21 protein-coding genes are annotated in these 25,556 nt (G+C 44.8%); 6 read left to right on the top strand and 15 right to left on the bottom strand.

Translation table 11 applies throughout. From position 1 onward, the window contains the following. Positions 1 to 46 precede the first annotated feature (46 nt). Positions 47 to 520 carry a hypothetical protein gene (locus tag HDC92_RS01270; protein ID WP_183871788.1) on the top strand — a complete coding sequence of 158 codons (474 nt, stop codon included), beginning with the start codon at positions 47 to 49 and terminating at the stop codon, positions 518 to 520. On the opposite strand, the gene HDC92_RS01265 is transcribed toward HDC92_RS01270, so the two are convergent. Beyond that, positions 517 to 720, bottom strand: a complete 204-nt coding sequence (locus tag HDC92_RS01265; protein WP_183871786.1) for a hypothetical protein — start codon at positions 718 to 720, stop codon at positions 517 to 519. The two genes, HDC92_RS01270 and HDC92_RS01265, sit on opposite strands and share 4 nt — an antisense overlap. A 20-nt stretch (positions 721 to 740) precedes the next feature. After that, entirely contained in the window at positions 741 to 1,001 is a 261-nt protein-coding gene (locus tag HDC92_RS01260) for an RNA recognition motif domain-containing protein (protein WP_183871784.1), read from the bottom strand. 226 nt (positions 1,002 to 1,227) lie between these two features. Here HDC92_RS01260 and HDC92_RS01255 point away from each other — a divergent pair, with 226 nt between their 5' ends. The 4 genes from HDC92_RS01255 (at position 1,228) to HDC92_RS01240 (ending at position 11,906) form a co-directional block, all read left to right on the top strand. After that, on the top strand, positions 1,228 to 2,172 hold the full coding sequence (locus HDC92_RS01255) for a helix-turn-helix transcriptional regulator (RefSeq protein ID WP_183871782.1): 945 nt from the start codon (positions 1,228 to 1,230) through the stop codon (positions 2,170 to 2,172). A gap of 195 nt (positions 2,173 to 2,367) precedes the next feature. Continuing rightward, entirely contained in the window at positions 2,368 to 7,389 is a 5,022-nt protein-coding gene (locus HDC92_RS01250) for a hypothetical protein (protein ID WP_183871780.1), read from the top strand. 17 nt (positions 7,390 to 7,406) lie between these two features. Further along, on the top strand, positions 7,407 to 11,420 hold the full coding sequence (locus HDC92_RS01245; RefSeq protein WP_183871778.1) for a hypothetical protein: 4,014 nt from the start codon (positions 7,407 to 7,409) through the stop codon (positions 11,418 to 11,420). 36 nt (positions 11,421 to 11,456) lie between these two features. Continuing rightward, positions 11,457 to 11,906 carry a DUF1572 family protein gene (locus tag HDC92_RS01240; protein WP_183871776.1) on the top strand — a complete coding sequence of 150 codons (450 nt, stop codon included), beginning with the start codon at positions 11,457 to 11,459 and terminating at the stop codon, positions 11,904 to 11,906. A 61-nt stretch (positions 11,907 to 11,967) separates the two neighbouring features. Here the strand turns inward: HDC92_RS01240 and pgl are convergent, their stop codons facing one another. From pgl to HDC92_RS01215, 5 genes are all read right to left on the bottom strand, one after another. Continuing rightward, on the bottom strand, positions 11,968 to 12,693 hold the full coding sequence (gene pgl, locus HDC92_RS01235) for a 6-phosphogluconolactonase (RefSeq protein WP_183871774.1): 726 nt from the start codon (positions 12,691 to 12,693) through the stop codon (positions 11,968 to 11,970). Next, entirely contained in the window at positions 12,693 to 14,204 is a 1,512-nt protein-coding gene (gene zwf / locus HDC92_RS01230) for a glucose-6-phosphate dehydrogenase (protein ID WP_015807500.1), read from the bottom strand. Before zwf ends, pgl begins: the two co-directional genes overlap by 1 nt. Positions 14,205 to 14,216: 12 nt before the next feature. Next, positions 14,217 to 15,632: an NADP-dependent phosphogluconate dehydrogenase gene (gndA, locus tag HDC92_RS01225; protein ID WP_183871772.1), complete on the bottom strand. Its 1,416-nt coding sequence runs from the start codon at positions 15,630 to 15,632 to the stop codon at positions 14,217 to 14,219. Between the two features lie 3 nt (positions 15,633 to 15,635). After that, positions 15,636 to 16,400: an ROK family protein gene (locus HDC92_RS01220; RefSeq protein WP_183871770.1), complete on the bottom strand. Its 765-nt coding sequence runs from the start codon at positions 16,398 to 16,400 to the stop codon at positions 15,636 to 15,638. Positions 16,401 to 16,548: 148 nt separating this feature from the next. Then, a complete protein-coding gene (locus HDC92_RS01215; RefSeq protein ID WP_183871768.1) occupies positions 16,549 to 17,550 on the bottom strand; it encodes a 2-hydroxyacid dehydrogenase in 1,002 nt (333 codons plus the stop codon). A 138-nt stretch (positions 17,551 to 17,688) separates the two neighbouring features. Here HDC92_RS01215 and trxA point away from each other — a divergent pair, with 138 nt between their 5' ends. Beyond that, entirely contained in the window at positions 17,689 to 17,985 is a 297-nt protein-coding gene (trxA, locus tag HDC92_RS01210; RefSeq protein WP_015807504.1) for a thioredoxin, read from the top strand. A gap of 13 nt (positions 17,986 to 17,998) precedes the next feature. On the opposite strand, the gene HDC92_RS01205 is transcribed toward trxA, so the two are convergent. The 8 genes from HDC92_RS01205 to HDC92_RS01170 all read right to left on the bottom strand — a co-directional run bounded on the left by HDC92_RS01205 (position 17,999) and on the right by HDC92_RS01170 (position 25,517). Beyond that, positions 17,999 to 18,385: a hypothetical protein gene (locus tag HDC92_RS01205; protein WP_143715718.1), complete on the bottom strand. Its 387-nt coding sequence runs from the start codon at positions 18,383 to 18,385 to the stop codon at positions 17,999 to 18,001. A gap of 19 nt (positions 18,386 to 18,404) precedes the next feature. Then, positions 18,405 to 21,266 (bottom strand): beta strand repeat-containing protein, encoded by a 2,862-nt coding sequence (locus HDC92_RS01200; RefSeq protein WP_183871766.1) that lies wholly within the window; start codon positions 21,264 to 21,266, stop codon positions 18,405 to 18,407. Positions 21,267 to 21,270: 4 nt separating this feature from the next. Next, entirely contained in the window at positions 21,271 to 21,897 is a 627-nt protein-coding gene (locus HDC92_RS01195; RefSeq protein ID WP_255484325.1) for a PorV/PorQ family protein, read from the bottom strand. Beyond that, positions 21,848 to 22,420: a PorV/PorQ family protein gene (locus HDC92_RS01190; RefSeq protein ID WP_183871762.1), complete on the bottom strand. Its 573-nt coding sequence runs from the start codon at positions 22,418 to 22,420 to the stop codon at positions 21,848 to 21,850. Before HDC92_RS01190 ends, HDC92_RS01195 begins: the two co-directional genes overlap by 50 nt. 4 nt (positions 22,421 to 22,424) lie before the next feature. Next, positions 22,425 to 22,922 carry a T9SS type A sorting domain-containing protein gene (locus HDC92_RS01185; protein ID WP_183871760.1) on the bottom strand — a complete coding sequence of 166 codons (498 nt, stop codon included), beginning with the start codon at positions 22,920 to 22,922 and terminating at the stop codon, positions 22,425 to 22,427. Positions 22,923 to 22,994: 72 nt separating this feature from the next. Continuing rightward, a complete protein-coding gene (locus HDC92_RS25305; RefSeq protein WP_183871758.1) occupies positions 22,995 to 23,825 on the bottom strand; it encodes an AraC family transcriptional regulator in 831 nt (276 codons plus the stop codon). Positions 23,826 to 23,941: 116 nt separating this feature from the next. Further along, positions 23,942 to 24,580: an alpha/beta hydrolase gene (locus HDC92_RS01175; RefSeq protein WP_015807510.1), complete on the bottom strand. Its 639-nt coding sequence runs from the start codon at positions 24,578 to 24,580 to the stop codon at positions 23,942 to 23,944. A 1-nt stretch (position 24,581) separates the two neighbouring features. After that, complete coding sequence (locus HDC92_RS01170) at positions 24,582 to 25,517, bottom strand: ring-cleaving dioxygenase (RefSeq protein WP_183871756.1); 936 nt, start codon at positions 25,515 to 25,517, stop codon at positions 24,582 to 24,584. Between the last annotated feature and the right edge of the window lie 39 nt (positions 25,518 to 25,556).

Below are 25,556 nucleotides of genomic sequence, written 5' to 3'. Positions count from 1 at the left end.
CTGAAACATTCAATACTGGCAAACCTTTGGCCAATAGATAAAACCCGTGGATATAAATGAGTATATAGAAAGTGGGGTTTTGGAAGCTTATCTAACTGGTACAGCTACCGAAAAAGAAATCCAACAATTGATGTTTCTGAAAAAGAACTATCCTCAAATTGATATCGCCCTGTCTAGGATAGAAATGGATTTAGCTCAGCTATCGGGCATATCTACACCTGCTACCGGACAAAAGATTGAAGATGATTTAAAGGAACTGACAAAATCGAAACATACACGGATAGTTAAGCTAAAAGTCCATACTAAAGAGTCAGAAAGCACTGAAGAGCAAACTGCCGGCAAAAGTATTCAGTTCATTGAAATTGAAGATACTTCTAAGTACATGCGAGTTAAGAAGACATGGAAATGGCGGATTATCGGAATTTTAATATTGATGGCGTTATTATTGGGCCTTATCATTTATTTTTATCTGGAAAACCAGCAGATGAAAGAACAGCTGGAAAATCATGCTTTCTATTAAAGTTGCTCTATTTCTTCAATAGAGAGCTTGGTCAGTTTCGCAATTTTATCAATTGGAAATTTATCCTTCTTCATTTCACGTGCAATAGCTAAGGCCTCTTCATGGCGTCCTTTGGCTTTACCAGTTTGAATTCCGTCTTCCTGTCCCCACTTATATAAAACGTCACGCTCTTTTTTCCAGAATGTTTTTACTTCCAGCATAGCTTTATTGATTTGTTTGTCTAGTATGTTCTGGCCGGATTTTTTTCATTGGCCAGGCGCACCACCAATTTTCGGTTGCCTATTAATTTGCCATTTAAAGCATCGATGGCCCTTTGGGCAAATGCCTGGTTCTGTACCTGCACAAATCCATAACATAAACTTCTGGTACCTTCTTTAACGATATTGAGCTCATGTACCAATACATGATTGCTGAACAGTTCAAGCAATTCAATTTCTGTCATGTTGTGGGGTAAGCCTGCTACAAATAATTTAATACTCATTATGCTACCTGGTTTTAATAATTGGACGCAAATATATTATATATCATGCAACCGATGGTAAGGGAATTTGACCAGAAGAAAAAATGTGAACAATAAGAACAACTTTGGTCCGTTTCGGTTGTTTGGTTAATCGCTTAAAATAATCACCTTTAAATATACCCCCACCCCCCTATGAAAAACGTGGTATTTCTATGTCTTATTACCTCATCTCTAAAAACGGTAACTTATGCAAGCATATATCCAATTTCATCTGGCGGCTATTCAATCGGAAGTTTTAACACCTGGTACGCTGAGCAATCAGAGTAAGATGCCGCTGCGTATAGCGATGGCACAAAAGCTTATTACCCAGGAAGGGGCTTATATCATCCAGTCTGTAAGCCACTACCTGGCCCATTTAAAGTTATTTGAAGCAGTATTAAATGCTGATGCAAGCCTGAAATATACCATAGCAGAACCGGCATTTTTGTTGTTTGCCGACCTGAGCCGAAACTCCTGCCAGTTGTGTTACCGCCCCGCAGGTGAATATGAACTACAGCTACTGCTGGGGATGAACCAGTTTTTGATTGCTTCTTTACGGACAGACTGGTTGATTTACAAATGCCAGCATCTAGCCGTGCTCAGTTCCTTTACCAGTTCTTTAGAGCGGGCTGCTGATCAACCCAAAGATTTGCCTGCTTTTGGTATGGCTGCCAGCTTATTCAGGTCTTTAAAAATGATGGATAACCGCATAAAAGATATGGGGATGGATAGCGAGGGCTATGTGTTTATCAACGAATGCATCAATAAGTACTACCATAGGCTGATTGGCTCGGATACCATAAACGCCTATTACCAGGAAAAGGGTAGGGCACTGGTTGCCTTTGTAAAAGAAAACTTTGCCACACCACTGGTGGATGATATGCCTGCACTGGCCAGCAGGTTTATGGTATCGGAAAGAACGCTTGCCCGTTTGGCAAAGCTGACTTTCGGAATTCCCCTGCATGAGCAGGTGATCAATACCAGAATGACTTTTGCTTATAACCAGTTAGTTACTACTGCTAAACCCATTTATGAAATTGCCGCGCTTAGTGGTTACCAGGACCCACATTACTTTAGTAAAGCCTTTAAAAAATACCATGGTATTTCGCCAAAAGCTGTGGAAAGACCTGTTAAATTGTTGCTTGCTATCTGACCACTGCACCATACCGGCCGACAGGAGCTTTTTCAACATTTGTGGGATTATATTTAATTAAAAACTTTGTTTTTAATTAAAACCTTTCTACATTTAATATACATTCTATCCGTCTCCATGCGCTAACGCTCAAGCGCTTACCTTCTTTTTTATGCTGTACCTATAGTTCAATTTATTAATCTATCCTATATTAATATGCCTGAATCATCTCCCCTCGAAAACTACCTTCGTCTGATCCACGACCTTAAGGACCAACCGGAAAACAAAAACACAAGCCTTGAAAATTTAGTGGGTTTACTCCAAAAGGCAGACCTTAATGCCGGCAATCTCAGGGTACTGAAAAGCGAAACAGCCTCAGTAATCAAAGAAAACATTGAAAACAGCAGTTTGCTGCGCAAATTTGCCAATGTTAAACTGCCGGATAAGGCCAATGAATATCAGGTGGTACGTAGGGAAATGCCGCTTTCGGCTATTGCTATGCCCGGAACGGAAACATGGCTGGGAAGTTTGGCCAGTCCGGAAAAAACAATGGGCCCCTTTAAAGCCGATGATGGCAGGTTGTATTGGTTTGATTTTTACAAGTATGAAAAGCTGGTAAAGATTTATGTGGCTGGTGATTCCAGACCTTTGATGCTGGTTCCGGTTAGAACAGGCATACTGAACGCCAGACCTGCTATGCAGTTCAATCTGGCAAAGGGGAGCGTCTGGATCAGGGCCGACCTGTTTAACATTAAGGCGGGTACAGGTACTTATACGGGTTTAAAAATATCGGGCGGAAAGCTGCTGTTGAACCAGAACCAGACACTGAGTGCCGATAAAATGACTTTGCCCTTAACCACCAGCTTTTCTTTGGAGCTGGAACTGGACAATAGTTTTACAGCCAGTGGAACCGGCGCAGTGGGCATTGATGCACGTATGGCCGACCTGAAATTACCCGCACAGGTAGCTTTTAACTATGCGAACAAGAAATGGACGGTACTTAGACTGGGGACTTGCAGCTGGCAGTTATATGGCGATCAGAAGCGATTTGACTGGATTCCAGATAGCCAGAATACTTTTAGTGCCGACCTTAACCGCGTGCTGATCAGGCTGAAAAGTGATGTGCCCGACTTTACCGTAAACGATTGCAAATCGGATTTTTTTAAACTGCAGGGTACTGCACCTTCAGCTTCTGCTGCCTGGTGCCTGGCCGTAGCCGAACTGGATATCGACAAGCCTTTTGCCATCAAAAACAATGGCGGTATTGCCCTGGCTTGTAATGTGGGTTTACAGGCGATATGGAAAGGCGCAGGGAATGGTTCGGATTGGGTAAGCCTGAACAGGCCGGTACTGCTGGCCGAACCAGGTTTGATCTCTATCCGTGAACAGCTGGCTGATTTTAAGTTACTGGAAGAACAGTATACTTTATGGAACAGGGAAGGCGATATTCCTGTACAAACAAAAGCTAAGCTTTCTTTTTTACATAAGAAAAAACTGGAGTACAACAGTGCTGAAGAGGGTGCAGAAAATATTTCTGTACTTGCAGATGTGCAGTTTGAAATTGATAAACCCATAAGGGCCGACGGAATTGCGGTTGCCCCGGCTACCCTGGACAGTATTTATGTGAAATATATCACAGAAACAGCCTGCCAGATGATGGTATGGGACCAGGATATGGCAACTGAAAATAAGGCTGAAAAACCATACCAGTTTGCCATCCGCAATGCTTATTTTATAACCACACCACCGGCTATGGTGATACTGTCGGGTAGTTTTGATGAACAAAACCTATTGAAAACAGGCAACCTGACTATATTGTATGGTTTGCTGGACCTGATTCCGACCTTACCACACCCTTATACTTCCCGCACATTAAGAAAAGAAAGAAATATAGGGGTTTACAGAGATGTTGCTGCCTATAACAGGAGTGCAAAGTGTATTCTGGCCTCTGTTTGTAAATGGGACCATGACAATGGCCTGGGGGGATTGGTTAATGTAGATTTTAAGTTGATGTACAGTCAGCTGGCAGGGCTGCCATTGTTTGGTGGCAGTTTGGATGACAACTCGGGAAGCCCGGGTGTACTGGGCGCTTACGGGCACCTGACGAGTCCGGAAAGCATCACTTATTCTGAAAAATACAGGAATGGCGATGAACGGCGCCAGGATATTTTCTCTTTGCTGGACCTGAGTACCAATTATGATTTGCTGGGCATTTCTATGTCTTTTGACCAGCGAACGGCATTTACAGAGCGTTATGCAAGTGTGCAGGCCGGCAACCAAAGCGAGGTGGTAACAGTTGAGCGCATGCAGCTCCGTGCCCCAATGGCCCTGTTAAACGGCTTTACACTGCCACATATTTCCTGGGAACCCCTGATTAACCTGAGTAAGCCCCTGGTTAGTGCCGATCCGCCTGAAGGCCTGATTGGCTTTAAGGACAATGGGCCGGCAACGATATTTACACAAAATGACATCAGGTCTTTAAGCATTGACCCCAAGGCTTATATGAACCGGTTTAAGCAGAACCTTAAACCAGCGGATGGCATAGTGGTTAGCGCCGGGGAAACCCAGCTGACGGATGCAGAAAGGGCCAAATTGCAAAGCAGTGTGCTTTTTGGTTTGCCCAATGGTAAGCTTTCTCTGGCTTATTTAACGCCCTATAATCCAGATCAGGCGCGCATGAACAGCAGGCACCTTGATTTTATACAACCAGAATTTTCTTTAACTAAAAATACGTTTAAGCTTAAAGGAGGCATGCAGTTCAGGATTGCTGCCGAAAAACCTGATAATCCGGAGCTCCCTCCATTGTTAACGGGACTTACCAAGCAGGAAAGAAACCTGACGGACCCTTATGGAAATGAGATTGACAAGAGCATTTTAGGGCAAACTGTACATGATATTTTTAACAATGTATTTGCAGCGGGGGTTAAGGATGATGGGGTGCCGCTTACTCATATTGATTTTTCTGGCTATGGTGCAAGTACCTTTAGCAACTGGTTAAAACCCCTGGCCAAATATGGGGATGTGACCCAGGTTAAGTTTGATGTGATGAGGGGCAGGGTAGCCCACGAGGTGGTACAGGTAATCAGTGTACTGTACCCATGGGGAATTACCGTGATCAGGACCATTACTCTTTATCGCAGGAACAATGCAATCATTTTTAGGGAAGACAGTGGCTGGATTGCCAAGAGTGACGGCTTGTTCGATTTTTCTTTCAGGGCCCGTAACAAGGCAAACGATAAAAACAGTGTCGGCTTTTTCCAGAATCCTTATGTGTTTCATCCAGGTGTAATAGAGGGCTTGTTTAATGTGCACAACATCAGGGAAATAGATGGTGACGTGATGGCACTGCCTTATACACCTGAAGATGGCGACTATAGGGTAGCAGGGAATGGTTATGTGACTGATACCGGACCGGCCAGCACAGTGCCTGCCCGGTTTATAGGGGTAACTTTTGATGCGGATGTGGCTATAGAAAATGTAACCAGCGGACTGAATGGAAAATATGTAACCGGCAAGCAGTTTAAAGGTTATTTGCAGGTACTGCCCTCTGGTGTTCCTGTGCCTGCCGATACGTTCAGACAACTGATGCTGAACAGCCAGAATTCAATAGGCGGGAGGGTAGATTGTGCGGTTAGCCTGGCCAAAAGTTTGCAGCTGATGCAGCTGGAGCGGGTAGAGGTAAATGCCTCATTTGAAAAAGATGATGAGACGAAGCATGTGTTTATTGTTGCCGGAAAAGGATCGGTACAGTTGCCGGCAGATGGCAGCTGGAGTGTGGTGGAACTGGATAAGCAGAGCGGTGAGGTAAGCCCTGTGGCCAATAAACAGAGTGTACCACTGATCCGGATAGGTGAAAGGGCCCGTGACAAAGCGGGTTTTGTACTGTATGGCAAAAGTCCGGTTTCGCAGGTGGCTTTTCCGGATGCTTTGCTGAACAAGGTAACTTTTTTGCGGCGGTATGGTTATGTGCAGAATACAGGAACACAGAAATTGCTGCTCGGTGATCCAAGATATGACCTGAACAATCCGCTGGCCATGATTACAGAGGCGCCTTTACTGGCCGATAGTTTCAGGCTGCTGAACAGCAAAGGGCCTTTTCCGAACATGATGAATGCTTTGCAGATAGAAAATGTAGTTGAATCGGCCGCAGATATCCTTTCTACAGGATTGTCTAAAGCGATTAATAATTTTCCTGTTCCGGATCATTTTGAATTTGATGTCATTGGTAAAGCAGGCGATGCTTTCAGGATGTATATCCAGTATAAAAGTGAGACAAAAGGTGGCACAAAATCGGGCACATTGGTTAATTATGTAACCGACTCGGCCGCAGGGGGCGACAAATGGAAAAATGAGCTGAGCAATATGAGCATTGTGGTAGACCTGGCCTCTTTTAAATCGCTGATGACGATTAGTGGTGATTTTAAGGCCAAAGCTTCGGCCAGCCCCGGATTTGATTCGGGCAATGCCCCACAGCTGAAACTGGCCGAGCCACTTGAAAAAATATACCAGATACTCGAATTCCTGGACAACCTGGACCCGACACAGCCGGTTGAGGCGGTAAAAAAAGGCTTGCAGATTGCCATGAGCAATGCGGCAGATTCATGGGAATATAAGTTTAAGGCTTCTAAAGAAATCCCTTTTGTGAAATTTCCCTTCGATCCGATCAATTACAACTCGCCAACCACACCACTGAAACTGGACGCCTACTTTAAAATTGGCTGCTATTTTAATCAGCCAATGAAAATACCCAATACGATAGACCAGATCATTCCCTCGGCTGGTGCATTTTTGGAACTTGGTGCCGATTTAAGGGTGATGTGCGTATCGCTTGCTGCAGCTACGGTGTATGCAACAGGAAGGGCAGAAGTGGGCCTGGCTGCCGATTTGAAGAACCCGCCAACGCTCTATTTTAAATTTGGCTTTGGTATAGAACTTTGTGTTGGCCTGCCGGTAATAGGCAGTGTATCTGTACTGTATATGGTGGGGGTAGACATGTCGCTGAATACCGAAGTACTTATTGTAGGTGCATTTATTTATTTCAGGGGCCGTGCAGAGATCTTCGGGGGCATTGTAACCGTGACCATCCAGATAGAAGCGGCCGGAAAAATAGAGAAACAACTGGGGGGCGGACCAACCAGCTGCATTGCCATGTGCACCTTCGCTTTAGACATCAGCATTTTCTGGGTAATTGACATCAATTTCTCCGAAACCTGGCAGGAAACCCGTCAGATTGCTTAACCAACAGAACAACTACCATGGAACCAATAACCCTATGTATCCTTAGCTTTCCTCAGCGTTATGAAAACGGCAGGATTGTTTTCAATATTGTGATTATACCCCGTAACCTGAACCCGCTGGCACCTTTAAAAGACGGTCAGCCTGCATTTGCCGATGCACAGCTTAATTTTAAGGCGATGGTGATCAACAGTCTGGACGGACTGCCTTTAACAACCGGTGTTAATTTTGAACTGGAAACTGAACTGGAAAATCCGGTAGAAAATACCCGCCCGGTATGGGAAGCCTTAAAGGCCCAGCTGGAAGAGTTTGACGGCAGGAAAATTGATGAGGACGAAACCAGACTGCAAGAGCAGAAAGCTGGTGCTACTATAGAAAAATATAAAGACTGCGCCATCCGTAAGTACCTGCCGGAAAGTTACAGGGCTGCTTTTAATTTTGTAAAGCCCAAAACAAGGTACGCATTAACAGGCGATGAATACCAGTGTGCGGTAAAGAATAAGGACAAACAGGTTAGCGATGAGCCGACCGACAGGGATACGCTTTCCTGGGGGAAAGTAATTGCCTATTGCTTGCGTAATCCTTTACTTGCCCAAAAGATAGGCCTGATTTATAAGGCCTCTGTTCGTTTCCCGGAAAATGAAAAACTTTTTGAGGAAGGTGGCTGGCTGTATACGGAGCTGGCTGCGGGCAGCGATTTTGCGGGGATTGGAAAATTGCAGTTTGCAGCAAGGATACCTGCACTTAAAGGAAAAAATGAACGGATATTGTTTGCGCCGGTACAGTTTCCGGTAAGGGAGCTGGCCGAGAACAATACCGGCTATGACGAAATTATGCGGGAAGCTATTTTTTATGATGATGGCTTTGCCAAAATTGTACATGCCAACCAGCCTGTTAACCAGGACCTGTTGCAGGAGAAAGATAAGTCTAACCCGCCTTTAAAAGATATTGGCCTGCGCCTGGGCTGGGATGATGAGCAGATTGCCATCTGGTTTAACCGGCAAATGCTGCAAAAAGAGGAACAGACGGGTAATCCGGTAGAAGCTCCTTTAGGCGTGTTTGGGTATCGTGTAGACGTTAAAACAGCTGATGATGACCGATGGCATAGCCAGAACAGCGTGATTGCTGAAAGGGGTACGGCACTGGCACAGGGCCGTATTCAGATTGCCGAAGCAGGAGCAGTGCTGGAACCAGGGATAGAGGTGCACCCCGCATCGCATGGCAATTCTAAAGCAGATGGTTTCTGGCTGCCCATGTATTTTAGCAGCTGGGCCGGCAAGCCGCTGACCATCGCAGATAAGGATGCGGAGGAGATCAACAGGCTGACGCATGACCAGATGGTACAGCCACGCCCCGACCTGCCCGACAATACCATCAATAGCATTGCCAAGAAAACCTATCACCCCTATGTTCCCGACCCGGAGCATGTATTTCCGCTGGTTTATGGTCGTAAATACCAGTTTCGCATCAGGATGATGGATATTTCCGGTGGTGGCCCCCTTGTGGGTGATGAACCTGTAAACGGGGGCGAAAGGCCGGTTGCCAAAACACATTTTAAAAGATATGTTGCAGCAGGTAACTTAAACCTGCTGAATGCAAAAGAGGCCTACGATTTGCTTGGGGAAGGAACGGCTGCGGTACCACTTGCAGATACCAGTATCCTTGAAAACATAGTGGATGCCAATAATCCTGTTTTAAGAATTAAAAGGCCTTTGCTGGCTTATCCGGCAGTGGTATATACCGGTAAGTATACAGATGCGGTAGCACAGTTAAAGGCCATACTGGACAATGTACCTGCCGGACCAGATAAGAGTAGCGTAGATATTGGCCTTGCCGATCCGGATGTGGATTATTTTAAAGTGAGCGTAGAGGTAAAGAGCCTGGAAATGGACAATGTGCTTTCGGAAAGTGGCAGGGAGCCTTATATTTTGTGGTATGAAAAGGAATATGAACTGGACAAAGCTTTAAATAAATACGACCAGGAGTTTGCCCTGAGTGTGGTGTACAGGGATTTTAAAGTGCTGGATTTTGAAAATGGCCTTGCGGATAAGGGAAGTGTTGCAGAGCTGGTATTACCTACATCCAGGCACCTGCGCCTTACTTTTACACCGATCATTAAAATGGCCGATAATAACTATGCGGATGAGGGTATTCTGGAAGGGAAAAAGATCAGGCTGACTTCCTTTAAACCGGCCAAAGATGAAAGGGACTTGTTACAGGCCACAGAAATGGGGCTTAAGGCCATTTATCTGCAGCCCGAGCATGCTGCCGATCAGAATAAAGTAATTGGGCAAAAGAATTTTATGGTGCTCAATATCCTGAAAAGCAGTACCCCGCCAGAGCTTTCCAGACTGGCAGACGCACTGAACCTTAGTGCGCATAACCTGACCATAGAGGGCGAAAAGGGCAGGCGTACCCAATTTGGCTGTTCCAGACTGATGCGGCACTCGCTGGCCCCGGATTCTTCTTCGGTGTCTTTTTCTTCGCTAGGAGAATTGTATAACCAATGGATAATTGCGGTAGATTATACCTTAAAACGCGACTGGGCCTGGGATGGGCTGATGCCTGAAAGTGTTTCTGTGTACAGAAAATGGAAGCATGAGCTGGATGTGGATTATCCGGCGGTGGATGAGCTGGCAGGAACGATCAGGCTTTCGGATACGGCAAACATCAATGCCTTATATGATGCCGACCGGGAAAGTACACGCCTGATATTTCTGGATGCCTTTGATCCGAAAAAAGCGAACGATGCCTTTCCTACGGAAACCATGCTGGAGTACAGGATAGTGCTGAATTTCAGACCGGAATTTTCGGGTAGCCTGAAAGATGTTGATCCTGAGACTGGAAAAGAGGAAATAACTGCCGAAGTACATTTGCCGGTAACAATTATTCCGCACCAGGTACCTCAACTGGTTTCGGCAGGTATTGCTTTATCGCCTTATGTGGCAGATGTGGAAAGGTATGCTTCAACAGAGATGCGGCAGCGGTTTTTATGGCTGGAAATGGCAGAGCCCCCGGCAGATCCGAACGATACTTATTTTGTAAGGGTGCTGGCCAATGCGCCCGACCCATTGCTGTGCAACATGAACGGGAAGCTGATCAGCTACGATCCGGCCGATCCGCCTTTGGGTATTAATGAGGAAAAGATAAGGGTGATCAGTCCGGGTATGGACAATGATTTTGCGGGAATGGGTGCGATGCAACAGATGATTGCTGAAGACAATACAGGGGGCAATACCAGGTATTATATGGTGCCTTTGCCACCAGGGTTGCATGCAGACAGTGATGAGTTGTTCGGTTTTTTTACTTATGAGATTAGACTGGGGCATAAAAAAGAACTTTGGAGCACTGCACAGGCCAGATATGGCAGGCCGCTAAAAGTAAACGGTGTGCAGCATCCGGCACCTGCATTAAGCTGCAACGCCTTCCGGAGAAAATATGAGGTTTGGCTGGGATTGAGGGGCAGGGTGCTGGAAAATAAAAAGATACCCGTTGGACTTTTTGAAAATAATGAAAGGCCTGGCAGGGGGAAGCGACTGGTTAAAAAAATAACCAATAATGAACTGGTGATTACAGCGCCTTTTGCCATGGCGGTCCTGAACGGAAAAAATGTATCGGCCCGGCCACCACAAACCAGTTTATGGTATATGTTGTATACGCAGGTGAGGCAGGCCGATGGTATGAGTTATAGGAATTTGCTGATTGATTCGGACCTGATGCCTTATGTGCCTTTAAAATCTGATAAAAGGGAGGATGGTACCTTATATGGTACAGCAGTACTTAAATTGGAAGATGTGGAAGCAAAGCTGGTGGCATTAGGGCTGCCCGCCAACAGCAGTTTGAGCGTATTGTGCGTAGAGATGTTTCCGCTTGACAATACATGGCATGTGGAATCTGGCCGTAATGTTCAGCTGGCAGCAGCTTCGGGACGAAGGAAAATCATCAATCCGCTGACTGAAGGCCTGGGTGGCTACCGGATTTACCGTACGTCGGCATTGGTTCCGGTTGCTGATGTTTGCTGTGACGATTGTTAAAGCTTAACTTTACCGGCTCAGTTAAAAAGATGAACCATGTTAAAAGAAGCATTAAAATCACTCTTTACAAGAGACCTGAACAGACTAAAAGCTGAAATTGAGCAATATCAGCACGAACAGCATATCTGGCGTGTTGACCGGAACATAGCCAATTCTGCGGGTAACCTTTGTTTACATCTGGTGGGCAACCTGAACACTTATGTAGGGGCTGAATTGGGTAAAACTGGATATGTAAGGGACAGGCCTTTAGAGTTTTCTTTGAAAAATGTACCAAGAGCTGAATTGGTACGTATGGTTGAAGCGACCATTAAGGTTGTAAACGAAGCGCTTGAGCCACTGACTGATCAGGACCTTGAAAAGGATTACCCACAGGTGAAAATTGTGGAGGGGGGAAGTTCTGTTGCTTTTATGCTGATCCATTTGAGCGGACACCTGGCTTATCACCTTGGGCAGATCAATTACCACAGGCGGTTACTGGATCTGTAAGGTATATAAACAAAAATGCCGGATATTTTTATCCGGCATTTTTGTTTAAGGTCTGTAAGGTTTAATTGTCGAGCAGGCTTGCAGCCGCATCGTCCAGAAACCAGGTAACCCCGCCATCAATCGGATTGATCAATTGTGCGGGATAGAGTCTGGTATTTCTTTTTTTGCTTTCAATTACTTCTTTTACCGCTTTAGCTTTGTTTTCGCCAAAAACCAGGAAGGCAACATTTTTTGCCTTATTGATTAAAGGGGCGGTAAAGCTGATGCGATAGGTAGAGAGTTTTTCTACAAATACCGAATCGATCTCTACATTTTTATTGTTTAAAATATCCGTACCTGGAAACAAGGATGCAGTATGTGCATCATCGCCCATGCCCAGCAAGATGAGGTCAAATACGAGGTCGGCCCCGTCAAAGTGTTTTACAATTGCTTTGTTGTACTCTACAGCGGCTTTTTCGGGCGCCAGGGTAGTATTTACATAAAAGATCTGGCTTTCAGGAATGTTAAGTGGGTCCAGTATGGCCTTTTTTGCCATCAGGCCATTATAACTTTCATGTGTAGGCATTACGTTACGCTCATCACCAAAAAAGAAATAAACTTTGCTCCAGTCTATTTGGTCCTTATAGGTAGTGGCCAGCATTTCGTACAGGGCCTTTGGCGAGTTGCCACCTGTAAGTACAAAATTGAAGCAGTCTTGTTCGGCGATGGCCTTGTTGGCTATTTTGATGATATAAGCGGCAAGGTCTTCGAGCAGTTCAGGCTGTGTTTTATAGATCAGTAAGTTCATTAGTCTTTATTTAAGGGAAGCGTAAACCAGTGGAAGCCATCCCTGGCAATCAGGGCCTCAGCATCTTCCGGACCCCATGAATCTGCCGTATAATTCGGGAAGCTCAATGATTTTTTACTTTCCCAGGCATTTACAACCGGCATTAACAGTTCCCAGGCACTTTCTACCTGATCGGCACGCATAAACTGGGTCTGATCGCCCGTCATCACATCCAGTAATAAAGTTTCGTAGGCTTCAGGGCTTTCGGTGGTATAAGTACCTTTATAATCAAACACCATGTCGACAGGGTTAAGTACCATGTCTAATCCTGGTCTTTTACCTTGTACCTGCAAACGGATACTCATTTCTGGCTGAATGCTAATGATCAGTCGGTTTTGTTGCCAGTGTTCGGTTACCGTTGAAGGGAAAATATGGTGGGGAACATCTTTAAACTGAATGGTAATTAAGGATGAAGTTTGGAACAAACGTTTACCGGTGCGCACGTAGAAGGGAACACCCTGCCAGCGCCAGTTGTCGACAAAGAACTTAATGGCGGCAAAGGTTTCGGTATTGGAATCGGGAGCAACGCCGGTTTCGTGTCTGTATCCCGGTACTTCTTTTCCTTCAACCCATCCCTTGGTATACTGGCCCCTTACCGTGCTGAAACGGATGTCTTCAGGACCAAAAGGACGCATGGCTTTCAGTACATCTACCTTTTTATTCCTGATTTCATCGGCATCAAAGTTAACCGGTGTTTCCATACCAATTAAACATACCAGTTGCAGCAGGTGGTTCTGGATCATATCCCTTAACGCACCGGCGCCCTCGTAATATCCTCCTCTGTCGCCCACACCAAGTTGTTCTGTTACTGAGATCTGGACATGATCGATATAAGTCCGGTTCCACAGCGGTTCCAGAAAAGAATTGGCAAAACGGAAAGCCATAATGTTTTGTACGGTTTCCTTACCCAGATAATGATCTATACGATAGATCTGTTTTTCTGAAAATATGCTGGTCAGTATGCAGTTCAGTTCTTTTGCAGTTTCCAGGTCGCGGCCAAAGGGTTTTTCAATTACAATTCTGCAATTGTCTTCATTGCCTGCAAGTTTGTATTTGGACAGGCATTTTGCAATAAGCGGGAAGAGGTTAGGGGCCACGGCCAGGTAATAGAGAATCTGGGTGTCGGGGCCGAATTCCTTCTGATGCCTTTCAATATTTGCTTTCAGGTCGCCAAAAGTTTCAGGTGCTTCTACATCTACCGGACTGTAAAAAACATGTTCGGCAAATTTATTCCATTTTTCCTGTTTGACTTTACCTGATCTTGAAAAGCTGTTTACACCATCCATAATGGTTTCCCTGAATTTTTCATCAGTCAGCTTTCGTCTGGCAGTGCCAATGATGGCATATTTCTCCGGCATATAACCATCCGAATAAAGGTTGTAAAGAGCGGGCGCAAGCTTGCGCAGATTTAAATCACCGGTACCACCAAAAATTACGATTATGGTTGGATTGAGGCTGATACTTGTCTTCATTATATCGGGTTTTTACAAATTGTTTGAATTCCAGTCGGCATGGAAAATGCCTTCTTCATCCGTACGTTCAAAAGTATGGGCACCAAAGAAGTCTCTTTGGGCCTGGGTTAAATTAAGTGGTGAATTTGCGGTTCTTAATGAATCGAAATAGGTTAATGCCGAGGCCAGGGCAGGAATGGCGAATCCGTTTTGAATGGCATGGCCAACAACTTTTCTGGTACCAGGAACAATTTCTTTCAGTTTATGCTGGATACCGGCATCGGCATACAGGTGTTCCAGGTTGGGTTGTTTTTTATAAGCCTGATAAATATCTTCCAGTAATGCGGCCCTGATGATACAGCCCCCGCGCCAGATCTGCGAGATTTCCTGCAGGTGCAGATCGTATTGATATGCTGCGGAAGCCTGGCTAAGCAGGTGGAAACCCTGGGCATAGCAGGCGATCATGGCAAAATAAAGTGCTTCTTCCAGCTGTGCTTCAAATTCCTGTGGATTGCTGATCTGTTCGGCAGGATGTGGCAATGCCGCATTAAGCGCTATACGCAGTTGTTTGAATTTGGAAAGGTCACGGGCGCTTACGGCCTCGTCGATGGTAGGAATTGGCAATTCCAGGTCCATTGATACCTGTGAAGTCCATTTTCCGGTGCCTTTTGACATGGCTTCGTCTTTGATGATGTCGATTAAATAGCCGCCAGACTTCGGGTCTTTTACTTTAAACACATCTTTGGTGATCTCTATGAGGAAACATTGCAGCCTGCCTTCGTCCCATTTTGCGAAGGTATTGCCGATTTGCTCATTGTTATAACCCAAGCCATGTTTAAGCATATCGTAAGTTTCAGCAAGGATTTGCATAATGGCATATTCTATACCATTGTGTACCATTTTTACAAAGTGACCAGATGCGCCGGGTCCAATATAGGCTACGCAGGGATCGCCGGTTACTTTGGCAGCTACGGCTTCCAATATTGGCTTAACCGCATTGTAAGCAGTTTTGTCGCCCCCAGGCATCATGCTCGGGCCAAAACGTGCGCCTTCTTCACCACCGGATATGCCCATGCCGAAGAAGTGGATGCCCTGTTTGTCAAGTTCGGCAGCCCTGCGGCTGGTATCGGTAAAGTGGGAGTTCCCACTGTCGATGATCATATCGCCCTTGGCTAACAAAGGGACAAGGTCCTGGATAACACTGTCGACAATCTGCCCGGCCGGCACCAGCAGCATCACTTTTCTTGGCAGTTCTAAACTTTGTATAAAATCTGCAAGAACGGGGAAGCCTTTTAAGTGATGCGCTTTGCCATCTTCTTCCAGTTTTTGGAGCATTCTGGCATCTTTGTCATAACCGGTTACTGCGAATCCATGATCGGCCATGTTGAGCAATAAATTCCGGCCCATGGTGCCCAGGCCTATCATTCCTAATGTATATTTATTGTTCATCGTCTATTTTTTATTGGGATGGTTGGTATATACATGATATTTTTCTTCCAGGTCCCATAATTTTGCACCGCCTTTAATGCCATCTTTATTAGACACCAGTTTGATGTTATGGTCAAGTTCAAGGGTAATGTGTTTGGCGTTGCCACCTCCAATATAAAGGGTATCGTAGTTGAATACGGTTTTGTAAATTTCGATGATGCGTTGCAGCCGCTCATTCCATTCTTTTTTACCGATCTTTTCGAAGGCCCTGTCGCCAATATAATCGTCGTAATCTTTTGTCTTTGTGATGGGCAGGTGTGCCAGTTCCAGATGGGGGAGCAGATCGCCATCAAAAACCAGGGCGGTGCCAAAGCCTGTACCTACGGTAAATACAATTTCGAAGCCCTTACCGGCTACAATGCCCAAAGCCTGCTGATCGGCGTCATTGATGAGTCGTACAGGTTTCCCAAACAGGTCGCTTACCTGCTGGGCAAGGTCTACATTGGTCCATTTGTTTTTGGCCAGGTTGACTGCAGTTTGTACTTTTCCACATTTTACATAACCAGGAAAGCCGATGGAAATTTTTTCGAAATCGTTGTTCAGGGTAGCTACCAGTTCTTTAATGCATTTGAGCACAGCCTGGGGAGTAGCATTATCGGGGGTCGGGAGTTTTTTAAACTCGGAAAGCAGGTCGCCATTGGGGTTTAAAATGCAGGCCTTAATGCTTGTGCCGCCAATATCGATGGATAAAATATTACGGGTTTGCTCGTTTTTTGTTGTAACTGGCATGTTTTGTTTTTTGAATAAAAAATGGCCTGTTCTTTAATATCCTTCAAAATAACAAAATTATGATCAATATTCATCTATACAATCTGCTTATTCATCAGTTGATGTGTTCTTTTTTTGTAATATCAATGAGCTTTAAGCATGGACAACCTTACACGAGCAATACAGACGGATCTGCTGGTGCGGAACCTTTAATGAGGTGATCGATACTGTTTAAGGTAACCGTGGCGATTTGTGAAAGGGCTTCTTCTGTAAAAAAAGCCTGATGACCGGTAACCAGTACATTGGGAAAGCTCATTAAGCGTTGGATCTCGTCATTTGCTATGATAGATCCTGAAAGATCTTTGAAAAAAAGCTGTTCTTCCTGTTCGTAAACATCTATTCCCAGATAAGCAATATGTCCGGATTTTAAAGCCTGGATCACATCATGTGTGTTGAGTAATCCGCCGCGACTGGTGTTGATGATGGTGACACCTTTTTTCATTTTAACGATGCTGCTTTCATTGATCAGGTAGTGATTTTCGGCATTAAGTGGACAATGGAGAGACAAGATGTCTGACTGGTTTAATACCTCGTCGAAAGAGAGGTACTGAACACCTTCAGCTTTTAATGTTTCATCTTCATAGAGATCGCAGGCCAAAACTTTGCAACCAAAGCCCAGCATAATTTTGATGAAAGCTTTACCTATTTTACCTGTTCCGATAACACCTGTTGTACGACCATACAGGTTGAAACCCAGCAGACCGTTGAGCGAGAAGTTTTGCTCACGTACACGGTTATAGGCTTTGTGTGTTTTTCTGTTTAAGGTGAGCAGCATAGCAACGGCATGTTCTGCAACAGCTTCGGGAGAATATGCAGGAACCCTGCAGATCCTGATGCCCTGTTTTTTAGCCCTTTCCAGGTCTACATTGTTGAAGCCGGCACAGCGTAAAGCTATTATTTTAACGCCTTTTGCCGCCATGATATCAATCACTTCACCGGTAAGTTTATCGTTTACAAATACGCAAACAGCTTCAGTGCCCGGTGTGATGGCATTTACGATATGCGGCCCCAGATGTGTTTCCCAGAACTCCAGCTCAAAACCATATGCTTCATTGTACCTGTTGAAAAATGTTTTGTCATAAGGTTTGGCAGAAAAAAATGCTATTTTCATATTGAGCTACTATTTAAATACCGAAGGCATGCGGCTAAAATAGGAAATCTTATGTTAAGATGTGTTTTAAACTGAGAACTTAAGCATGCTGAAACCTTTTGAGGAGATGGTTTGTTTAATAGGTTATAAAAAAGTGTTATGGCAAGTTTTAAAGAAATCATCAATTCAGATAAACCGGTGCTGGTCGATTTTTCGGCAGAATGGTGCGGGCCGTGTAAAATGATGGCGCCAATATTACAGCAGCTGAAAGGCATGATTGGAGACAGCGCTACCATATTAAAAGTGGATGTAGATAAAAACCCTGAAGTTTCTAAACAGTTCAACATTCAGGGTGTACCTACACTTATTCTTTTTAAAAACGGACAGACCAAATGGCGGCAGAGCGGGGTAATACAAGCTGGCCAGCTTAAAAGTATTATTGACGGATTTATTTAATATTCAGCCTCCATTACTCACCCTGCGTAGGAAGTTTTGGTGCTTCGGATTTTTTCTCTTCTTTTTGAGCTGGCTGAGGGGCATCACTTGGAAGCTTTGCTGAGCCTGTTGCGTTAGCGCCGGCTTGTTTTGAGCGTTTATTTAAGCCTTGCGGTGCTGTGCTTTTGTAATTTGTAAATATATAAGTACCAAAGTCTCCGCTTTTGTAGGCTTTTTCTTTCTCGCTATCTGTTGTTGTTATCTTTTGCTGTGCTTTGGGCCCATATTTTAAACCTGGAGCTGTTCCGTCTATGATTTGCTGTGCGGTTATCGCTTTTTTGTCCTGTGCATTTGCAGCGCTGAATAGGAACAGGGTGTTGATCAGGACAAAGCTTAAGCTTATTTTATAAGTAGTTTTCATCTTTATGTAATTTAGGTGATTATTTAACATTTACCAATACTTTTATTTTGCTATTGCCGGAAGAGAGTTCCTGCAATGCTTTACCAATGACCTGACCGGGTTTAACTTTTTCTAAATCTCCTTTCATGGCATAACCTGGTTTGCTGGAGGTAACCAGCAGATCGCCGCGTTTGATGGCCCCGCCCTCGTCGCAAACTTTTGTCGGGATTACGCCTACAACACCCAAAGGCATTTTATCTGTAATGTCTAGTGTAGCATCTCCTTCTGTGAGCATGAGGCCTGGTTTGGTTGCATAAACGCCTGCTACCAGTGTGGAGTAGGGTTCTGCAGATTTCTCCATAGCCCTGTCCTGTGAAACGGAAATGATCATGACATCTCCGGGTTCATAAGCAGCAAGATTGCCACCTGTTACATCAAACATTTCTGCAAGGTCGGCACCGCCTAACTGGGTACCACCGTTAAAAAAGCCTTTGCCGGTTTTATCGAAACGGATAACGTTGGTTCCGGCAGCGGTATTGCCGGTTTGGAAGACAGCAATATTACCTGAGGGCCCTTTGTGGTGGACACGTAAAGCAGTGCCTGTTCCATCGTTACTAACGTACACTGTTTCATTGGCATTTCCATCATTGTAATTGCTGAATTGTGCGGCCTTGCCTGTGCCGAAATTTGGAACCCAGCCAAATACAGCTCTGCCACTACCATTAGCTGTGGCTTCTATACCGTCTCCGAGCTTGTCTGCGCTGGCAGTGACCCCGTTTCCGTTACCTTTTGCAATAGCAATAGCTGCAGGTGAGTTTCCAATAGGATTGGAAGCATAGAACAAAGCACCGAAGCCACCGGTACCTGAGGAAACACCCATCAACCCTGCAGTACCAAAGTTGGAAAACTGAGAGTTGACTTCTCCTTTGACGGCAGCGGAAGTGCCTGACGTATTGTCAACTATAAAATCTCCTGCAATGCCGTTACCTACTGTTTTTGCAGACAATAAACTGTTGTTATTGGCTTCATTGAAATTTTCAAATCTTGCTGCTTTACCAGTTGAAAAAGTAGGAACCCAGCCATAAATGGCATTACCAGTACCATTTACATTCGCTTCTACGGCATTCCCGTTTTTTTTAACGTTGGCTGTGATCGCATTGCCATTCCCATCGTTTATTGAAATCAATGAATTTCCGTTACCTGATGTATTTGTACTTCGAAATATTCCGGCGAAACCGCCTGTGCCAGTAGATTCAGCGAGTATGGCGCTTGCCCCGTAATTGCCAAATATGGTATTCACACTTGCTTTTACCCCAGGTGATACGCTGTTTGTATTGTCAACTATAAATGATCCTGCTGCTCCTGCACCAGGATCGCCCGGATCGCCATTGCTTATGGTATAGGCTTCAAGTGTATTCTGCGTATTGGTTTTACTGAAATTCTCAAATTTTGCGGCACGTCCGGTACCTCCGCCGAGACCCACCCGGCCATATACGCCTATGCCTGTACCGGTGGTATTGCCGGATACAAAGCCGTGAACACCATATCCGCCACCGTCGTTCCGACCCACTACGGCGCCGGCAATGTCGCTCTTGGCAAGCCCGACTACTGCTTCGCCATTGACATAATTACGACCAATTACGGCTGCGGCTGTCTGTACATTAGTTGTTGCATCTACAGCATTTCCTCCGGTGCTGTTGGCTTTTACAGCAACGCCATTGCCAGAGGCTGTTGCGTTAATGGTGGTTCCGTTGCCCAATGTACTCACTGTTAATGCAGTACTGTTGTTGGCATTGTTTAAAATCGTTATGTCTGCTGCAACCCCGTTATTGCTGGTTGCAATTAGACCTGTGCCGGTATTGCTATTGGCATAAACACCTGTTCCACCGGCCGAGCTATTGCCATATACACCGAGGCCATTTGGTGTAACACCGTAAATACCCCAGCCCGAGCCGGCCTGAGAACCCCACACGCCTATACCCAAACCGCCCGTTCCGTTGTTGATGCCGCGTACGGCGCTGGAAAAGCCACCTGGATTTGTTGCGCTTACAATACCTCGTATGGCGGCGATGCTGCTGGTTGTGGTGTTGTTTATTCCTTCTATTGACGTGCCATCGCCTGCATTAGTAATGGAAAATAGGCTGGCAGCATTGTTTTCTGTTGCATTAAAAGGCAAAATAAAACCCCCCACACCGATAGATGCCGGCGCCCAGGCCACACCATTAAATTTTAATACATCGTTTAAAACCGGGACAGTGTTGGCAACGGGTTTGGTTTGGATATTTGCCACTACCGGATTGGGATAAGTGCCCGACAGATCGCCACCGGCAGGTCCTGTTAGTACACCATTTGCACCCACCGGGCCTTGTGCACCTTGCGGTCCTGCTGGTCCGGCCGGACCTACTGCTCCCTGTGCGCCCACCGGACCTATAGGACCCACCATGCCTTGCGGCCCTATTGGCCCTGCAGGTCCTATGGCACCCTGAGGGCCTGGTGTTCCTGCAGCTGCAAATAAAGCAAAGGGAACACTCATCAGTTGGTTGGTACCTAATGCAACGTAATTTCCACCGGTTATTGCCATTTCTACTTTTGCATATTGGTTGGCATTTTGCCATGGTATAGCAGCAAAGGTTCCTGTAAGTGCGGTACCTTTACCAATCTGTAGGGTGAAAAGCCCAAGCGCATTGGTGTTTAAGGCATGTTCTTCCATGTACTGAACGGGACCGTTCGGATTGCCGCCGAGTACGGATATTTTTACCTTAACCGCCTGACTGGACAATACGGTGCCATTTGTGTTTCTGGCCACTCCCTGATAATTGATACCGGTTAAGCCGCTTTGTGCTGATGCATTCTGGAAGGCAGAAAGCACAATTAAGAAAATGAATATTGTAAAATTTTTCATGTTATTAGCGTTTAGATAGGTTGTAACTTAAAGTGAATTTCATGGTGTTTCGCATCACGTAGCGCTCTGCGCTGGGGAATATATAACTCAGGTCTACCCGGATGGGCCTGGCAACAAAGCCAAGTCCGGCGGCAAAATGCTGACGGTTACCTTTTTCGGGATCTTCATAAAAATAGCCGGTACGGATAAAGAACTGGCTGTAGTAAGAGAATTCGAGCCCGCCTGCTATGGTGAATTCAGACATTTCTTCTTTAAAGCCTCCGGGAGCATCGTAAAATGAGGTAAAGAGCGAGCTGGCTACACTTCTGTTGGGGTCTTTTCCTTTTTCGATCTGGCTGGTTGGATTTCCATCCAGGTCAGTTTTATATTTTGGAGGGGTAGGTGCCAGGAGTTTGTTTACATCGAGGAGGACTGTTAAGCTATTTTCTGGGGTTGCGTATAGGGTATAACCGGCGCCTATCCTTAGGTTCATAGGCATAAAGGTGGTTTGTACTTCGTTGTATTTGAGCTTGGTACCTATATTACTTAGTGCCAGCCCCCAGGCAAAGCGTCTGCCGTACTTACCGCTGGGTGTATCTTTATCAGAATAAAAGGCAATATCGGCGGCAAAGGCATCGGTTTTTTTTAACAACAAGTTGTTGTAGGTTCCGGATCCGATGTCGCTTTGGAAGTAGCCCGGTTAATGCGATTGCAAAATTTTCTCCGAACTTCCGGCTGTAACTGGCATCGATCGCAAATTCATTTGCTTTATATTGCTGCAACATTTCACCTGCTTCGTTCCTGAAATTGATCATGCCCAGGTCAAGGTATTTGATAGAAAGACCAATGGCTTCTCTTTCGTTTAAATGCCGGTAAGCGGTAATGTGACCCAGGTGTGAATCTTTGCTGAGTTCTTTCATCCACGGTGTATAGGATACGCTGACGCCCATTTTGTCTGCAAACATCAGTTTGGCGGCATTGATGAAAGCTGAGTTTGCATCAGCTGTAAGTCCTGTTCCGGCTTCAGCCACACCTGCATTCCGTGCATCTGGGCTTAGCAAAAGGAATCCGGCACCGGTACTAACCACTCTGTTGTCTTGCTGGCCAAAACTTTTTTGACAGCAACAGATCATACAGACCGCATAAAATACGGTAAGGTAAATTGTAGGTTTCATAGGCTTATTGTATAACTAATTTCTCTGCATACTGCCTGTTTGCAGCTTTTAGCACTACGTAGTAAAGGCCGGAAGAAAGACCGGATATCAGCAGTGGGTATTTTACTTTACCTGCCAGAAGGTTTACGGAAAAATTTCTGACTGTTTGTCCGGCATTGTTAACCAGTTGCATGTTAACCTTGCCGTCTTTCAACAGGTCAAATTCTACATTGGTTGACCCGCTTGCCGGATTTGGATAAACGATAAAGCTGTTCACAAAGTTGATTTCGGGTTCTGTTTCATTACCGGCAATTTCGGGCTGCTGGAAACCCTGGCTAAGTAGTATAGGTGGACTTTCCAGGCTGCTGACCAGCGGCTCGCCAATGGTGTATTGGACAATGCTGCTGTTGATTTGTGCAAAACCTCCTGCGCTGGAGATAACCGAGCGCTGCAGTTGGGGTTGCTGTGCGGAAGCAGTTGTTCCAGTGGCTAATGCAAAACAAATAGGGATGATTGTTTTCATAAAGATTGTTAAATAGAATGTCCGTAAAAGTAATTCCTGTTACAATCAATAAATAGTAAAAAACAACGGATTTTATTGGATGTCCAAATTTTCAAGGAGTTGTCCTGTAAAACTCAATTCACCTATTTTATGAAGTTGTGAGGGGGTACAGCCAAAAAAGTATTTAAACTCTTTAATAAAATGGTTTTGGTCAAAGAATTGGAATTTATCAACCAGTTGTGTCCATTTGGTGTCTGAATGGCTGCAAAGAAATCTGTTCATCTGGTTGAAGCGTACAATTCTGCTAAAAGTTTTAGGGCTAAAACCGATTTTCTCTTTAAAATGATCACGTAAGGTTGTTGGCGACATTGCCGCTTTGGTACAGAGCTCTGGTATGGACATGTTGCCGGCCGAAGCCTGTATGAGGTTGCAGGCATAGGCCATACGGTCTACATAGATTTTTTTTGTTTGTTCCAGTCTTTGAAGTAGCCATTTGTAAAGAATATCTACCACTTTTTCTGGTGAGCCGGCGTTGTCCTGCATTTGGTTAACCATAGCATTAAGATGTGGAAAGATCGCTTCTACATTAGTGGCGCAATTGGTAAAATGGTGTTGGGGTATGCCCAGTAGTTTATATCCTCCATAAGGTTTGAGGTAGATTTGAACCAGTCGTTTGGTAAAAGTTTCGAAGGAACGTAATTTGTTCAAAAAGCCTACGTAGCAAAACGGGTGGGTAGTGGCTTCATTGGTATGAAGCTCCTTAATTAACTTCTGCTCATCCAGTGCAAAACAAATAACTGTATATTCGACTGGAAAAATATGAACGGGGTTTTGCTTGGTAATGAGCTCTTCCAATTCTACAAATGCATAACCCAATACATAGGGTTGCAAGGCCGGATGAGGGATAAAGGGTTTGATATTCACGGCAGTTAGTATAGATGTACTACAAATAAAAAACATTTTTTGCCAAAATGACAAAAAAATGTTTTTTATTTATTTTTAAGTAGCTTAACTAATGAGTTGGTTAGTAAACTGCTGGGTTAACGTAACTGGTTCGAGTCAAATACTATTTCTTTGGCCAAAAGAATTTCTTGTTTACTAATGGTGTGCAGTTTGCCTGGATAAATTTTTAGGCTAACCATGGCATTCATTTTTTCAAGAATACCTTTGCTTGTCTCCACTCTTGAAACCGGTACATGTGGATCGGGATCGCCGGTAGTAATGAGCACCGGCGTTTGTTTAAAGTTGCCCTTGTAATTTTGCATGTTAATCTCTTTGCCGATCAGTCCGCCGGTAAACGCTACTGCACCACCATATTTACCCGCATTTCTGGTGATGTATTCCAACGTTAGGCAGGCACCCTGTGAGAAACCCACGAAGTAAATCTGATCCTGCAGAATTCCTGCATTTTCAATCTCAGCTACCAGTTCCTTGATCAGACCCAGTGCGGAATCCAGTGCTGGCTGATTTTCCTTAACAGGTGCCATAAAACTATATGGATACCAGCTGTTGTTGGTAGCCTGGGGTGCAAAAAAGGCAGCATCTTTAATACCCAGGTGATTGTTCAGGGAGAGGATGTCTTCGGCTGACGATCCTCTTCCATGAATGAATATAACTGCTTTTTTTGCTTCAGCTACCGGAACCCCGGCTGTAATGCTGTTTTTTTGATGGGTGTACATATTAACTGAGTTGAGGTAAAATGCCTTCTATTTCTGTTCTGATGCTTTCATATTGTGCAGGTAATTTTAAATTGCTGCCCAATTCTGCCAGTGGCTCATCAATGGTAAAACCCGGATTATCGGTAGCGATTTCAAAAAGTACGCCACCTGGTTCACGAAAATACAGGGAATAGAAATAATTGCGGTCTATTTTTTCAGTAATGTTTAAACCCATTTCCACTATTTTATCCCTGAAATACATGAGGGTTGCTTCATCTTTTACCCTGAAGGCTACATGGTGGACAGAGCCACCTGCTACATGGCCTATCGCTTCGCCAGGGGCCTCTACCAGGTCTACAATTGCAGCCTGCTCCACTGTATCTGTGATAAACCTATGGCGGTTCACTTCTGATTCTGCTAATCTGTATCCGAAAATAGTAGTTAAAACGGCAGCAGTACCTTCCATTTTATTGGTGGTAATGGTGATGTGGTGAAAGCCATGCACTGCATTGGTCTTGTCCACTCCGGCCGTTTCCCATTGTGGCCTGTTGTCTTTTACTTTAGCTTCGGTAAGTTCAAATTTCAAACCATCAGGATCCAGAAAAGTGAGGTAACGCTCGCCAAATTTTACTGCGGGTTTGTTATATATGATGTTGTGCTGTTCAAAACGGTTTTGCCAGAACTCCAGGCTGCCGGCCGGAACACTATATCCAATTTCGGTTACCTGTTTGGTACCCCGTCGGCCAGCCTGTATGCCTTCCCATGGGAAGAAAGTTAAAATGCTTCCTGGTGTGCCTTTTTCATCACCGTAATAAAAATGGTAGGTATGCGGATCGTCAAAGTTTACTGTTTTTTTGATCAGCCTTAAACCCAGTATACCGGTATAAAAATCATAATTCCTTTTTGCATTTCCTGCTATGGCAGTAATGTGATGTATACCTAAAATTTCATTGTTCATAACGTTTCCTTTTTAATGACCACACAAAATTACAGCTTG

This window comes from Pedobacter sp. AK017 (genome assembly GCF_014200825.1).
GTDB lineage: Bacteria > Bacteroidota > Bacteroidia > Sphingobacteriales > Sphingobacteriaceae > Pedobacter > Pedobacter heparinus.
The sequence above is the reverse complement of the archived record's forward strand: the minus strand, read 5'-3'. Positions and strand labels throughout refer to the sequence as shown.